Source organism: Pseudomonas frigoris (assembly GCF_047758635.1).
In the GTDB taxonomy this organism is placed as follows: Bacteria; Pseudomonadota; Gammaproteobacteria; order Pseudomonadales; family Pseudomonadaceae; genus Aquipseudomonas; species Aquipseudomonas frigoris.
Genome location: NZ_CP180479.1, coordinates 3,109,897 through 3,124,459, shown reverse-complemented (window position 1 = coordinate 3,124,459; position 14,563 = coordinate 3,109,897). Strand labels below are relative to the sequence as shown.

Annotated in this window: 13 protein-coding genes; 8 read left to right on the top strand and 5 right to left on the bottom strand. The window is 61.0% G+C overall.

Going from position 1 to position 14,563, the window contains the following annotated elements; translation table 11 throughout:
• The first annotated feature begins 5 nt into the window (after positions 1–5).
• The 5 genes from ACMXYH_RS14345 to ACMXYH_RS14325 are packed head-to-tail and all read left to right on the top strand — an operon-like array spanning position 6 to position 5,886.
• On the top strand, positions 6–950 hold the full coding sequence (locus ACMXYH_RS14345) for a DUF58 domain-containing protein (RefSeq protein WP_033054674.1): 945 nt from the start codon (positions 6–8) through the stop codon (positions 948–950).
• Positions 947–1,441: a DUF4381 domain-containing protein gene (locus ACMXYH_RS14340; RefSeq protein ID WP_415767474.1), complete on the top strand. Its 495-nt coding sequence runs from the start codon at positions 947–949 to the stop codon at positions 1,439–1,441. The genes ACMXYH_RS14345 and ACMXYH_RS14340 overlap by 4 nt, the downstream gene beginning before the upstream one ends.
• Positions 1,434–2,513 carry a vWA domain-containing protein gene (locus ACMXYH_RS14335; protein WP_415767473.1) on the top strand — a complete coding sequence of 360 codons (1,080 nt, stop codon included), beginning with the start codon at positions 1,434–1,436 and terminating at the stop codon, positions 2,511–2,513. The genes ACMXYH_RS14340 and ACMXYH_RS14335 overlap by 8 nt, the downstream gene beginning before the upstream one ends.
• Positions 2,510–4,249, top strand: coding sequence for a tetratricopeptide repeat protein (locus ACMXYH_RS14330; RefSeq protein ID WP_415767472.1), 1,740 nt, complete (start codon positions 2,510–2,512; stop codon positions 4,247–4,249). Before ACMXYH_RS14335 ends, ACMXYH_RS14330 begins: the two co-directional genes overlap by 4 nt.
• Positions 4,246–5,886 carry a BatD family protein gene (locus tag ACMXYH_RS14325; protein ID WP_415767471.1) on the top strand — a complete coding sequence of 547 codons (1,641 nt, stop codon included), beginning with the start codon at positions 4,246–4,248 and terminating at the stop codon, positions 5,884–5,886. Before ACMXYH_RS14330 ends, ACMXYH_RS14325 begins: the two co-directional genes overlap by 4 nt.
• Before the next feature lie 6 nt (positions 5,887–5,892).
• On the opposite strand, the gene ACMXYH_RS14320 is transcribed toward ACMXYH_RS14325, so the two are convergent.
• Positions 5,893–7,476, bottom strand: coding sequence for an ABC-F family ATP-binding cassette domain-containing protein (locus tag ACMXYH_RS14320; protein ID WP_415767470.1), 1,584 nt, complete (start codon positions 7,474–7,476; stop codon positions 5,893–5,895).
• A gap of 201 nt (positions 7,477–7,677) precedes the next feature.
• Between ACMXYH_RS14320 and ACMXYH_RS14315 the strand changes: the two genes are divergently transcribed.
• From ACMXYH_RS14315 to ACMXYH_RS14305, 3 genes are read left to right on the top strand one after another with little or no spacing between them, the layout of a single operon-like run.
• Positions 7,678–8,922: an exonuclease SbcCD subunit D C-terminal domain-containing protein gene (locus tag ACMXYH_RS14315; RefSeq protein WP_415767469.1), complete on the top strand. Its 1,245-nt coding sequence runs from the start codon at positions 7,678–7,680 to the stop codon at positions 8,920–8,922.
• Entirely contained in the window at positions 8,919–12,560 is a 3,642-nt protein-coding gene (locus tag ACMXYH_RS14310) for an SbcC/MukB-like Walker B domain-containing protein (RefSeq protein ID WP_415767468.1), read from the top strand. Before ACMXYH_RS14315 ends, ACMXYH_RS14310 begins: the two co-directional genes overlap by 4 nt.
• On the top strand, positions 12,557–13,171 hold the full coding sequence (locus ACMXYH_RS14305) for a glutathione S-transferase (RefSeq protein ID WP_415767467.1): 615 nt from the start codon (positions 12,557–12,559) through the stop codon (positions 13,169–13,171). The genes ACMXYH_RS14310 and ACMXYH_RS14305 overlap by 4 nt, the downstream gene beginning before the upstream one ends.
• 148 nt (positions 13,172–13,319) lie before the next feature.
• Here ACMXYH_RS14305 and ACMXYH_RS14300 read toward each other — a convergent pair whose 3' ends face one another.
• From ACMXYH_RS14300 to ACMXYH_RS14285, 4 genes are all read right to left on the bottom strand, one after another.
• Positions 13,320–13,577 carry a hypothetical protein gene (locus tag ACMXYH_RS14300; RefSeq protein ID WP_415767466.1) on the bottom strand — a complete coding sequence of 86 codons (258 nt, stop codon included), beginning with the start codon at positions 13,575–13,577 and terminating at the stop codon, positions 13,320–13,322.
• The gene (locus ACMXYH_RS14295) at positions 13,574–13,786 is read right to left on the bottom strand and encodes a hypothetical protein (protein WP_415767465.1); all 213 of its coding nucleotides are present in this window, start codon (positions 13,784–13,786) and stop codon (positions 13,574–13,576) included. Before ACMXYH_RS14295 ends, ACMXYH_RS14300 begins: the two co-directional genes overlap by 4 nt.
• Before the next feature lie 115 nt (positions 13,787–13,901).
• Positions 13,902–14,027, bottom strand: a complete 126-nt coding sequence (locus tag ACMXYH_RS14290) for a hypothetical protein (protein ID WP_255141673.1) — start codon at positions 14,025–14,027, stop codon at positions 13,902–13,904.
• Between the two features lie 208 nt (positions 14,028–14,235).
• A complete protein-coding gene (locus ACMXYH_RS14285; protein ID WP_008030101.1) occupies positions 14,236–14,415 on the bottom strand; it encodes a hypothetical protein in 180 nt (59 codons plus the stop codon).
• Positions 14,416–14,563 lie beyond the last annotated feature (148 nt).

Genomic DNA, 14,563 nt, shown 5'->3' with positions numbered 1-14,563 from the left:
CCCCGATGAACGCCCTCCTGCCGCCCGAGCCGGGCATCCGTGTCAGCCTCGCCGAGCTGATCGAGATGCGCCATCGCGTGCGTGAAGTGCAACTGTTTTCCACGCCGAGCCAGCGCAGCCCGCTGATCGGCTTGCACCACTCCAAACTGCGCGGGCGCGGGGTGGACTTCGATCAGGTGCGGGTCTATCAGGCCGGCGATGATGTGCGAAGCATCGACTGGCGCGTCACCGCCCGCACCCAGGAACCCCACACCAAGCTGTTCCATGAAGAGCGCGAGCGGCCGATTTTCATCATGGTCGAGCAAAGTCGCCGGCTGTTTTTCGGCTCGGGGCTGATGTTCAAATCAGTGCTCGCCGCCCAGGCCGCGAGCCTGATCGGCTGGGCCGCACTGGGTCATAACGATCGCGTCGGCGGACTGGTGTTCGGCAACAACGAACACTATGAAATCAAGCCACGACGCAGCAAACAGAGCCTGCTGCAGTTGCTCAACCGTCTGGTGCGAGTCAATCAGTCGCTGCACACGGAAAACGAGCCGGACCGGGACGCCTTCAACATTGCCCTGCGCCGTGCCCGGGAAGTCCTGCGCCCCGGCAGCCTGGTGATCATAATCTGCGACGAACGCACCTTGTCCGATGGCGCCGAGCAACAGCTTAGTCTGTTGTCGCGGCATTGCGATCTGTTGCTGCTGCCGGTATCTGACCCTCTCGATCACGCCCTGCCCGCCGCCGGACTTTTACGTTTCGCCGAACGCGGTGCGCAACTGGAACTCGATACCCTGAATTTCGAGCTGCGCCAGACCTATCGCGCCCAGGCCGAAGCGCGCATCGCTCGCTGGGAATTGCTGGCGCAGAAGCTGCGGGTATTGCTGATGCCCCTGAGCACCCAGAGCGAGATGGTTGAACAATTGCGCGAGTACCTGAACCCACAGAAACCGGGGAAAGGCCGATGAGCAGCCTCGATCAACTGCAACCACTGATCTCCCCGCCACCGATCGAAATCTGGCCTCCGGCACCGGGCTGGTGGCTGTTGCTGCTGTTACTGCCGCTCATCGGTTTCGGTCTGTGGAAGGCCAGGCACTTCTTTGCGAACAAACGCCCGATCGTGCGCACCGAACAACCGCTGGACCCGGTGCGCCTTGCCGCGCTGGCAGAACTCGCGCGGATGCCAAAACCCTACGACGGCGCTCCGGCCGGTGCCTGGTTGCAGCAACTCAACGGTTTGCTCAAACGCCTGTGCCGCAACCACTACCCCTACAGCCAGAGCCATACCCTCAATGGGCGCAAATGGCTGGCATTCCTCGACAATCGTTGCCCGGCCGCCGGCCTGACCCGCTGGATGGTGCTGGTCGAAGGCGCCTACAAACCCGAATGCAAACTCGACGACAAGGCCATCGCCGGCCTGACTCAAGCGGTCGACACCTGGATTCGTAAACATGTTTGAGTTCGCCTGGCCGTGGATCTTTGCCCTGCTGCCGCTGCCCTGGCTGATGCGCATCGTGCTGCCTGTCGCCGACAGTGGCGAACCGGCGCTCAAGGTCAGCTTCCTCGGCGACCTCGAAGGCCTGGTCCGCCGCCGCGCCCGGGCCAACCTGCCGGCCTGGCGCCAACAGGCACCGTTCATTCTGCTGTGGCTGTTGCTACTGATCGCGGCGGCGCGCCCGCAATGGCTTGGCGAACCGCTGCCCATCGCCGCCAGCGGTCGCGATCTGCTGGTAGCGGTCGACGTGTCCGGCTCGATGGATTTCCCCGACATGCAGTGGCAGGACGAAGACGTCAGTCGACTCACGCTGGTTCAGCACTTGCTCGGTGACTTCCTTGAAAGTCGCGATGGCGATCGCGTCGGCCTGATCCTGTTCGGCAGCCAGGCGTATCTGCAAGCACCGCTGACGTTCGACCGGCACACGGTGCGCGTGTGGCTCGACGAAGCGCGGATCGGCATCGCCGGCAAGAACACCGCCATCGGCGATGCCATTGGCCTGGCCCTCAAACGCCTGCGCCAACGCCCGGCACAAAGTCGCGTGCTGATTCTGGTCACTGACGGCGCCAACAACGGTGGCCAAATCGATCCGCTTACGGCTGCGCGGCTGGCGGCCAGCGAAGGCGTGAAAATCTACCCGATCGGTATCGGCGCCGATCCGGAGCAAAGTGGCACGTTGGGTTTCCTTGGGGTCAACCCGAGCCTCGACCTCGATGAACCCTCCTTGATGGCGATCGCCGAAGCCACGGGCGGCCAGTATTTTCGCGCCCACGATGACAAGGAACTGCAAGCGATCAAGGACACCCTCGACAAACTGGAACCGGTGACCCAGCAACCGACTCAGGCCCGCCCGGCTCAGGCGTTGTACCACTGGCCTTTGGCAATAGCGTTGCTGTTGAGCATGCTGTTGGTGGTTCGCGAGCGCTGGCCTGACAACCCGTTGCGGCGACTGTTTACCAAGGATCTGTTTTTGCAATCGCAACTGCCCGACTGGCGCCAGCGGCTTAAACGCCTGCGTCTGCGGAGGCGCCGATGAGTGCACTCTGGCCGTACTTGTTCCGCCCCTGGTGGTTGCTGTTGTTGCCATTGCTCGGCTGGTTGCTCTGGCAGCTCTGGCATCGGCAGAAACGCGCCGGGCGCTGGCAGATGATTCTGCCACCGGCCTTCCACGCGGCGTTGCTCAGTGGTGGCAACGGTCGCGACAGCAAATTGCCGTGGGTCATCCTTGGATGTGCCTGGGTGCTGACCGTTCTGGCGCTGCTCGGGCCGAGCTGGGAACGTGTCGAGCAAGCCAGTCAGAAACCCGCCGACCCGCTCGTCGTGGTCCTTGAGCTGACCCCGGAAATGCTCGCCACCGACGTACCATCCAACCGGCTGGAACAGGCCCGGCGCAAGCTGTTCGACCTGCTGGAGAACCGCAGCGACGCCCAGACTGCGATTGTCGTCTACTCCGGCAGCGCTCACACGCTGGTGCCGCTGTCGGATGACCTGTCGACCAGCCGCAATCTATTGGATGCCCTCAAGCCTTCACTGATGCCCCAAGCAGGACATCGCGCCGATCTGGCGGTGACCAAGGCCCTTGCCCTGCTGGAACAGGGCGCCCTCGGTGACGGGCGGATCCTGCTGATCGGTTCGACCTTGACCGAACTGGAACGCCATGGGATTGAGCAGGCGCTGGACGGCAAGTCGACACAATTTCTGATGCTCGGTATCGGCACTGCCGAAGGTGCGCCGATCACCCAGGAGGACGGCAGTTTTCTGAAGGACGACCAGGGCGCAATTCTGGTACCACATCTGGACGAACCAGGCCTGAAAGCCTTTGCCAACGACCTGAACGGAAGCTATCGCCACGCGCGCCTGGATGATGCCGACCTGCGCGCCCTCGGCTTGCTCGACGGTCCACGCGCGTTGCGCAACGACGGCCAGACTCTGCGCCTCGATACATGGGCCGACCAGGGTTACTGGCTGTTGTTGCCGTTGTTGCTGCTGGCGGCGTGCGCCGGCCGTCGGGGCTGGTTGTTCTGTCTGCCACTGCTCTTGCTGCTACCACAGCCGAGTTACGCCTTCGACTTCAACGATTTGTGGCTGCGGCCCGACCAACAGGGGCTGATCTTGCTGAAGCAGAAGCGCCCGGCCGAGGCTGCGCAGCATTTCGAAGATCGCCAATGGCAAGGCGTGGCGCTCTACGAGGCAGGCGACTACAGCGGCGCCGCCCAGCGGTTCGCCGAAGGCAGCGACGCCCACGCCCACTACAATCGTGGCAACGCCCTGGCCAAAAGCGGTGAATTGGAAGCGGCGCTGGACGCCTACGAACAGGCGCTGGAACGCCAACCGGATTTGCGCCCGGCCCTGACCAACAAGGCGCTGGTGGAAAGTCTGCTGAAGCAGAAAAACACTCCGCCGCCCGTTGCGCCGGACAAAAACGCTGGTAACGAGACCGAGCCCCCCACGCAAGAACCGCCGCCGGGCGCGGCCACGCAACCGTCGGATAAGGGCGAACCGAAAACCGACGGCCAACAAACCACGACGGACTCCGAGCAACAGAGCAAAACGCCGTCGAAACCCGGCACCAATGAAGTCCCGGGCAGCGAGCTGGGGAATGAAGACAGCACCCGACCACCGATGCGTCCGGCCAGCGACAGCATCGATGGTGAACAGCGCCAGGCGCTGGAGCAATGGCTGCGCAAGATCCCGGATGACCCGGGTGAATTGCTCAGACGCAAATTCTGGTACGAACAGCAACAACATCAGGATCAGGGAAAAACTCGATGACCCGCTTCACCACTTTCTTGCTCGCACTGTTGCTCTGCACTGTTCAGGCACAGGCAGCCGCGCTGGTCGCCAGTGTGGATCGCAGTCGCCTGAACAGCGGCGAAACGATTGAACTGACCCTCGAATCCAACGACGTGACGCAGTTCGGCAAGCCTGACCTGGCACCGCTGGAGCCGCTGTTCGAAGTGCGCGGCACCCGCCAGGTCAACCAGTTGACCACCCTGAACGGCGACAACCGTGCGACCACCCGATGGATCATCACCCTGCTGCCTCGGCAGAACGGCAGCGTGGTGATTCCGTCACTGCAACTGGGTGACGTGCAGAGCCAGCCAATCACCGTGCAAGTGGTCGAAACCGAAACCCAGGACAGCCCGACCAAACGGGCCCCGGTGTTCATCGACGCCAGCCTCGATCAAAACAGCGTGTACGTACAAGCCCAGGCAATCCTGACCTTGCGCATCTACCATTCGGTGTCGCTGTACGACGACAGCAGCTTGCCCCCTTTGCAAATCCCCGATGTGCGCATCGAGCAACTGGGCGAGGCGCGCACCTACGAGAAAGACATCAATGGTCTGCGCCACGGCGTGATCGAGATGCGCTACGCAATCTACCCGCAACACAGCGGTGAGTTGGTCATTCCGCCGCAGATATTCAATGCCGCACTCGTGGACGCACAACCCGCCAAGGACTCCGCCGCGCAGGCACCGAAATCCGGCAAACTGATGCGGGTCAGCTCCGCCGAGATTCTGCTGACGGTCAAGGCCAAACCCATCACCTACCCGGCCGACGTGCCATGGCTGCCGGCCCGCAGCCTCAGCCTGAGCGAAAGCTGGAACCCGGAACCGGATCACGCGCAAGTGGGTGATTCGTTGACCCGCAGCCTGACTGTAAAGGCTGAAGGCCTGGACAGTTCGCAATTGCCGCCGCTGCCCGCCACCGACGTCAACGGCTTGCGGCGCTACCCGGATCAACCGGTGCTGGGCAACCAGAACAGCGAGCGCGGGCTGATCGGCAGCCGCGAAGATCGTGAGGCCCTGGTGCCAACGCGCAGCGGCGCAATCGAGTTGCCAGCGGTTGAAGTGATCTGGTGGAACACCTTCGAGGACCATCTGGATCACAGCAGCCTGCCGGCCCGAACCCTGCCAGTGGCGAATAATCCGAGCCTGATGGTCGACACCCCGGCCGGCATGCCACAAGTCTTTTCCGCTGCCGACAACGAAGCCCTCTGGTGGTGGAAACTCAGCACCCTGATCCTGGCCTGCACTACCCTGCTGGGCTTCGGTCTCTGGTGGCGCGCCCGCTGGCAACCGGCGATCCTGCGCGCCGCGCAGACCGGCCCGAGCCCGCGCACCGTGCTCGACGATCTCAAGCGCGCCTGTCAGGCCAACGACTCCCACGCCACCCGCCAGGCCCTCGACGCCTGGGCCCGGCAACAACCGGAAACCCTGGCCGATATGGCGGCGCGTTTTGTGCCGCTGTCCGACGCCCTCGATGGCTTGAACGGCGCGCTCTACAGCGAAACCGGCCAGCATTGGCAAGGTGAAGACTTGTGGCGGGCGATCAAGGCGATCCCGATTGCCGAGCGGGTTCAGGACCCGGTGGGCGACAGTGGGTTGCCACCGCTTTATCCGAAGTAACGGCCCCTAGCTGTTGAGATGGAACTCGGCGTCCAGATGAATGGCCTGTAAAAAAGCGCTGTCGTGGGAGACGACGATCAATGCCCCTTGGTTCTGATTGAGCATCTGCTCCAGCGCAATTTTACTGGGCAAGTCCAAATGGTTGTCCGGTTCGTCCAGCAACAGCAATTGCGGTGGCCGCTGTGCATATAACTGCGCAGCCAGTGCGATTTTCAGACGCTCACCGCCACTCAACTGACAGGTCTTGAGCGTCGCACGATCCGCATCAATGCCCATCTGCGCCAACCGGGTTCGCGCCTCGGCTTCGGGCAACTGCGGATTACTCTCGTAGAGCCATTGCACCGCCGTGCGTTCGGGGTGCTGCAATCCGGCGTGTTGATCCAGCCAGCCAACATGACAACTGCGCACGACCTCGCCTTCGCGCACCGGCAGTTGGCCGGCAATCACCTGCAACAAGGTCGACTTGCCGCTACCGTTAGCGCCTAGGATAGCCATGCGCATAGGCCCCGTCAGCGTCAGATTGACCGGCGTTGCGTAACCGAACGGGAGAATGACGTCGCTGAGCTGCACAATCAGCTTGCCATTGGGCACTACGCTTTCCGGAGACAACATCATGCGTTGTATGTCCGGCGCACACCGCGCACGGGCCTCGGCGATCCGTTGTTGCTGTTGCTCCCGGGCCACCTGTTGATTGAGGCGCAATTTTCCCTGACTGTTTTCACTGCGCTCTTTCTGTGCGTTGGTGATCAGCTTGGTCTGATTGCCGTCGCGGGCCTGACGGTCTCCGCGCGCATTACGCCGTTGCTGACGCTCCATCTGCACGGCCATCTCACGTTGCTCGCGCTTGGCCTGCGCCCGCTCCCCTTGCAATGCCGACTGGAACGACTGCTGTTCTTGCTCGCGTGCCGCCGCATACTGACTGTAGTTGCCGCCATAAACCGCCAGCCCCAAAGGTGAAAGCTCGACAATTTCGTTTACGTGCTCCAGAAGACCCCGGTCGTGGCTGATCAACACCAGGCCGTTGGGCCAGCGATCGATCTGCTGCGATAACTTGTATTGCTGATCAATATCCAGGTGATTACTGGGCTCATCCAGAATGAGCCAGTCGGCTCTGGATAACCACGCCCCCAGCAACGCCACCCGTTGCCGTTCGCCACCACTGAGTGCATCGGTGCGCGCGTCGGCATTCAAATGGCCCAGGCCGATCTGCTGCAGTTCCGCCTCAAGGCGTGTGGCGCAATCCCATTGGTCGACCGCCAGCGAATGGTCGTCATCGTCGACGCTGCCTTGGGCAATGCGATCCAGCGCCGCCAGAATAGGGTCGACCCCGGCCAGCGCGGCAACGCTGGGATAGCGCTCGGGTTCCAGTAACTGCGCCACGGCGTAAACCCGGCCTTCGCGACGGACGATGCCGCTGGTGGGCCGTTGCTCCCCCGTCAGGAGCCGGCCAAGCAAGGACTTGCCACAGCCATTGGCGCCCACGATGCCGGTGGCCCTGGTACTGAAGGTGTGGTTCAAGTGATCAAACAGAACGCGCCCGTCGGGCAGGTTGAACGACACTTGATCCAGTTGAAGTAACCGTTGAGTCATGACGCCTCCTTAAACATTAAAACTCCCTGATGCTGCGCAGCAGCGTTCGACTGCCCTCTACCATACTGAAGCTGTACCCCCCAATCGACAGGCAATCTTTCAAGGCATTCAGCATCCCCGCTCTTTTGCCAGTAAACTCTCTCCCCTTTCGCCGTTGTCATTTTCCTCGCGGCCATTACCTTATTTCCTACGGAGTTCACCTTGCGTCTGTTTCACACCTCCGACTGGCACCTCGGGCAGAACCTGCACGGCCAGGAACGCGATTTCGAACACGCCTGCTTTCTCGAATGGCTGTTGCGCCAGCTGAAGCTGGACCAGCCTGATGTGCTGCTGATCGCCGGCGATATCTTCGACACGGTCAACCCGCCGGTCAAAGCCCAGGAACGTCTCTACGATTTCATCGTCAGCGCCCATGAACAACAGCCGAAGCTGACCATCGTGATGATCGCCGGCAACCATGACTCCGGTTCGCGGATCGAACTGCCCGCGCCATTGATGCGGCGTTTGCGCACGCATGCGCTGGGGCGTGTGCTGTGGCTGGATGACGGTCAACTCGACGCCGAGCGCTTGTTGCTGCCATTGCCGGATGCCAAGGGCAAAACCGTCGCCTGGTGCCTGGCGCTGCCGTTCCTGCGCCCCGCCGAAGTGACCGGCGCGCACTTGGGCGACAACTACCTGCGCGGCATCGGTCAGGTTCACGAATGGCTGATCGAAGCGGCTAATGCCAAACGCAAGCGGGGCCAGGCACTGATCGCTATCAGCCACGCGCACATGGCTGGCGGTTCGGTGTCGGAAGACTCCGAGCGCAGCCTGATCATCGGCAATGCCGAAGCGCTGCCCGCCAACCTGTTCGGGCCGAGCATCAGTTACGTCGCCCTCGGTCACTTGCACAAGCCGCAGAAGGTCAATGGTGAAGAGCGTATCCGCTACAGCGGCTCGCCAATTCCGCTGTCGTTCTCCGAGATTGGCTATCAGCACCAGATTCTCGACATCAAACTCGAGGGCGAAACCCTGGTCAGCGTCGAACCCAAACTGATCCCCCGGGCTGTGAATCTGCAACGCATCGGTCCCGCGCCATTGGCGGAAATCCTGCTGCAACTGGCCGACTTGCCGAACATCGACCTGCTGGCCGATATCCAGCGCCAGCCATGGCTGGAAGTTCGGGTGCGCCTCGATGAGCCGCAACCCGACTTGCGTTTTCAAGTGGAAACCGCCCTGCAAGGCAAAGCCGTGCGCCTGGTGCGGATCGCCGCTGAATACGCCGGCAACGGCAGCCGCGATGGCGTCGATGACGGCACGACCTTGATCGAACTCGACCAGCTCTCACCTCAGGAACTGTTCAGCCGCGCCTGGCAGGACAACTACGGCAGCGAGGTCGACGAGCAAACCCTCAAGGACTTCGCCGAGCTGTTGCAAGACGTGCAGATGGAGAGCGAACAACCATGAAGATCCTCGCGATCCGCCTGAAAAACCTCGCCTCACTGGCCGGGCCTTTTGAAATCGACTTTACCGCTGAGCCGTTGGCCAGCGCCGGTCTGTTCGCGATCACAGGGCCGACGGGCGCCGGTAAAAGCACCTTGCTCGATGCCTTGTGCCTGGCGCTGTTCGGTGCTGTGCCTCGGCTGAGCAATGCTCAGGTGTCTGCCAAAGCGCCAGACGCCGACGGCGAGATCAGCACTGGCGACCCGCGCACGCTGCTGCGTCGCGGCACGGGTGAAGGTTATGCCGAAGTAGATTTCGTTGGCATCGATGGCCGTCGCTACCGCGCTCGCTGGGAAGCTAACCGCGCCCGCGAGAAGGCCGGCGGCAAGCTGCAAGCCAGCCGCCAGAGCTTGCGCGACATCGATCTGGATCAACTGCTGGCCAGTCAGAAAGTTGAATTCAAAATCCATCTCGAATCCGTACTGGGCCTGAACTTTGAGCAATTCACCCGCGCGGTGTTGCTGGCCCAGAGTGAATTCAGTGCTTTTCTCAAGGCTAACGACAACGAACGTAGCGAACTGCTGGAAAAACTCACCGACACCGCGCTCTATACGCGCCTCGGCCGCCGGGCTTTCGACAAAACCAAAGAAGCTCGCGAAACCCACAAGCTGCTGCAGGACCAGGCCACCGGCGTGACACCGTTGTCGCCAGAAGCTCGGGCTGAACTCGATGAACGCTTCAACGAGGCTCAGCAACAACTCAAGAGCCAGCAAGCGCAACTCAAGCAATTGGAGCTGCAACACACCTGGCTCAAGGACCTGCGTCAATTGCAGGACGAGCAGCAGAGCGCCACCGAGCAGTTGCAATCGGCCCGGCAGCACTGGGAAGGTCTGGCCGGCGAACGTTTGAAGCTGACTCGCCTGGAGCAACTGGCCCCGCAACGGCACCAGTTCGCCCGCAAGACCGAACTCACCGCCCAGCTCACACCATTGGCTGCGCAGATTCAGCAGCACACCCAACAGCAAACCGAACTGAATGAGCGCCAGGCGCAACTCGAAAACAGCCTGAGCGCTGCGCAGACCGCACTGGTCGAAGCCCAAGGCCAACACACCTCCAGCGCTCCGCTGCTGCGTCAGGCCTTCGAAGAGCAAAGCACCCTCGCTCGCCTGGTCAAGGACGCCGGCCTCGGTGCCGACCTCAAGCAGCAGGCGGAACTGGCCTGCACTCAGAGCCAAAACACGATTCAAGGCTTGCTAGACCAACAGAAACAGGTCGCCGAACGTTTGCAGCGGATTGCCGGGGAGCTTGAGCAAAGCACCCCTCTGGCGCCCTTGTGCGATGCCTGGAACGCCTACCGTGATCGCCTGCAACAGCTGATGCTGATCGGCAATCGCCTGAACAAGGGCCAGGCTGAACTGGCCGCCCTGGAACAGAGCGCCGCTCGCGCTGCCGAGGACCTATCCACTCAGCGCCAGAGCCTTGAAGTGCTGTACAAAGAGGCCGGCGCCGAACCGGAGGCGGTGGCCGAACAGATCCAGATTCTCGGGAGTCTGTTGCAGGATAACCGCAAGCAACAGCGGGCCTTTGAAGAGCTGACGCGCCTGTGGGCCAGTCATCAGGAACTGGACAAGCGCGCGTCCGAACTCCAGCAGCGCCAGCTCACCGCTCAGCAAGAACGAGAACGTCTGACCCAGGGCGGTGTGAAAGCCAAGAACGAATTGGTCGTTGCCGAACAGACCCTGACCGTCACCCGCGAGCTGCTGGAACGCCAGCGCCTGGCCCGCAGCGCCAGCGTCGAAGAACTGCGCGAGCAGTTGCAGGACGATCAGCCGTGCCCGGTCTGTGGCAGCCCCGACCATCCTTATCATCAGCCCGAAGCCCTGCTGCAGAGCCTTGGCCGGCATGATGAAAGCGAACAGGCCAACGCCCAAAAAGCCGTCGACCTGCTGAAAGAAAAGCTCACTGACCTGCGTGCTGAAGTGGGCGGTGTGATTGCGCAGCAAAAGGAGTTGCTGCAACAACAAGAACACCTCGCGACCCAGCAGCAGAGCCTGGCACCGAGCCTTGAAGCACATCCGTTGTCTGCGCAGCTGCTCATGCAGGATGCGCTCAAACGCGATGCCTGGCTGGTGCAGCAAAGCAGTCAGCTAAACCAGAGCATCACTCAGGACGAACAACGGCAGACCGCCCTGCTCTCTCTGCAACAGGACGCCGCGCGCCTTCAACAGCAACTGCGTAGCGCTGAAGCGGCGAGCCAGCAAGCATCCCAGCACTTGGCCAACCAACAACGTGAGTTGAGCAGTGATCGCCAGCGTCTGGACGAGGAGTTGACGGCGTTCAGCAACCTGCTCCCGGCCGACACGCTGCAAGCGCTGCGCAACGAACCGGCCGCGACCTTCATGAAATTGGACCGGCAGATCAGCCAGCGCCTGGAACAACTCGATCAGCAACGCGATGAACTCAGCGAACAGCAACAACGGCAGCAGACGCTGGAGAAAGAACAGGACCGCCAACTCACTCGCCTCCAGCAGTTGGAAACGGCCCGCCAGCAGTTCACCGCTCTCGCCGACCAGCAACAGGCCTGCCAGCAAAAACTCACGCAATTGCTCGGCGAACACGCCAGCGCCGAGCAGTGGCAGCAGCAATTGGATCAAGCCGTCGAACAGGCGCGCAATGCTGAAGCGACGGCCAATCAGGAACTGCAAACCGTGCGTACGCGGCTGGTGCAGCTGGGCGCCGAACTCAAGGCCCAGCAGGAACGCTCGCAGGCACTGGAAACCGAAGATCGCGAGCTGAGCGGCAAGATTGCCGACTGGCGCGCCTTGCATCCGGAACTGGATGACGGTGGTCTGGAAGATCTGCTGAGTGTCGACGACCAGCAGGTCAGCGAACTGCGTCAGCAATTGCAGCAAAGCGAAAAAGCCATCGAACAGACCAAGGTTCTGTTGCAGGAACGCGATCAGCGTCTGCTCAATCATCAAGCACAGCACAACGGCAATCTCGACGCCGAACAGCTGGCGACGGCGCTTGCCGAGCTACAAAACCTGTTCACCGCCAGCGAACACCGTTGCGCCGAGCTGCGCGCCGAACAGGCCGAGGATCAGCGCCGGCAAAACGCTAATCAGGCCCTCGCGCAGCAGATCGCCGACGCCTACACCGAATACCAGCGCTGGGCACGTTTGAATGCACTGATCGGTTCGGCCACGGGCGACACCTTCCGCAAGATCGCCCAGGCCTACAACCTCGACCTGCTGGTGCATCACGCCAACGTTCAGTTGCGGCAACTGGTGCGGCGCTATCGCCTCAAACGTGGCGGCAGCATGCTCGGGCTGTTGGTGATGGACACCGAGATGGGTGATGAACTGCGTTCGGTGCATTCGTTGTCCGGCGGCGAGACGTTCCTGGTGTCGCTGGCCCTGGCGCTCGGTTTGGCGTCGATGGCATCGAGCACGCTGAAAATCGAATCATTGTTCATCGATGAAGGCTTCGGCAGCCTTGATCCGGAATCCCTGCAACTGGCCATGGATGCTCTCGACGGCTTGCAAGCGCAGGGACGTAAAGTCGCGGTGATTTCACACGTGCAGGAAATGCATGAACGGATTCCGGTGCAGATTCAGGTCCGCCGTCAGGGCAACGGCCTGAGTACGCTGGAGGTGAAATGAATACGCTGTATTCCTTCCGCCGCTGCCCCTACGCGATGCGGGCGCGCATGGCCCTGCGCTACTGCGGCGTTGCGGTGAACATTGTCGAGGTCAGCCTGAAGGCCAAACCTGCCGAAATGCTCGCGTTGTCGAGCAAAGGCACGGTGCCGGTGCTGAGCGTCGACGGTCAGGTGATCGATGAAAGCCTGGCGATCATGCACTGGGCGTTGGCGCAGAGCGATCCGCAGGATTGGTTGCTCAAGGATGACCCTGTCGGGCAGCAACTCATCGCCGGGTTGATCGAAGAAAACGATCAGATGTTCAAGGTGCATCTGAATCGCTACAAGTACGCCGAGCGATACCCCGAGCAGCCAATGGCGTTTTATCGCGCCGAGGGCGAGGTGTTTTTGTGCAGGCTTGATCAGTTGCTGGAAGGACGCGACTACTTGCTGGCCGAGCATCCGAGTCTGGCGGATGTGGCACTGATGCCGTTCGTGCGGCAGTTCGCCCATGTGGATCGCGAATGGTTCGGGCAGACGCCCTATCACCGCTTGCAGGGCTGGTTGCAGCGAATCCTTGAGTCGGATTTGTTTGTCGGCGTAATGCAGAAGGAGCCGCACCTCCCCCTGTAGCAGCTGGCGAAGCCTGCGTTCGGCTGCGCAGCAGACGTGAAACCAGAGCACGCGGTCTTCCAAATAGATCTGAAATAACGGATTTACGACTGCTGCGCAGCCGAACGCAGGCTTCGCCAGCTGCTACAAGGTGAGTCGTCTCAACGACTCAGGCCAATGCTTTACACATCTCTAACGCCGAGCAATCCACGTGGAACGGCCCGAAAAAACTGCCTTGGCGTTTGATCGGCGGATTGCCGGCCAGCAGCCCCAGGGCCTTCGCGGTTTCAATGTTACGAGCAAGGTTGTGATTGGCTTCGATAGTCCGTGCCACCGACCCCGCCGAGCCCTGTCCGATCCCCAACAAGGAGGATCCATTGGTCATGAACGCCAGGAAGGCGATGACCCAAAGTCTGTGCCCTATCATTCCCCGGCGACTCCTGCGAGTTCAGCGTGATCGACCATCGCGGTTTGCGAACGGTGTTCAAACTGGATGCCGGGATGAGCGACTTGAATCGGCGCATCGAGGGTCTGTTGCGATTGAGGCGAGAAGCTGACAACCAGCACCAGGACTACGTAAAGACCGATAGCCAGGTAGGCGCCGTGTTTGGCAGAAGTGATGATTGCGCTGGCCATGATGTTCTCCGCAGGCGTGTTTCGATGCCCACAGAATCGATCAAAAAAGCGGTGATAACCACTCAGGGTTATCCATAGTGACCATCAGCTTCGTTGATCATTAAGCCAGTCTATTTCAGTCTTCAATAAAACTCATCAAGCGCTCGCGGGCCGCATCCGGCTCGTCTGGAACGGGCTGGGCAGCCGAAAGAATGGGGGTGGAATAGAGAAACAGAAGAACCACGGCCAGACGCATTGCCATGCTGTCGATCCTTATCATGGGAAGGAGTCAAAAAATCAGCGTCAAATTTAAACTTATGGCCATGTGATATCAAGCAATACATTGATAGCAATATGATGCTGTCGTAAACGCGTTATGCAGGAGCGACATCACTCAGGTTTCTCAAAGCTTTTCAGCTCGATCGGCGCAAGTGACTTCGCTCCTGCATAAAAGGTGCAGGGTTCAAATTTCAGGCTTGGGTCTTGTGATCCAGAGCCGCGTAAAAGTTGGCGCTCTGTTGCAGGTATTTCTGGGTGTAGCTTTGGGCGTGGGATTTTTTGTCGCTGATTTCAACGTTGGCGCTGGCTGGCAAAGCAACGGTGGCTGAGATAGCGGAAGCGGCGATTACGGAGAAGAGATTGAAGTTCATGGCGATGTTCCTCGGATTCAGTTGGCTTGCTTGCCCGGTGGGGCCGTGAAGCAAACTTAACCTTCGAGGTTGGCGCCTTGAAATCTTTTGTAGCATTAGCAGATATCAGCGTCATTAATAGAAGGATGCAGGCCCCATCAACCGGGGC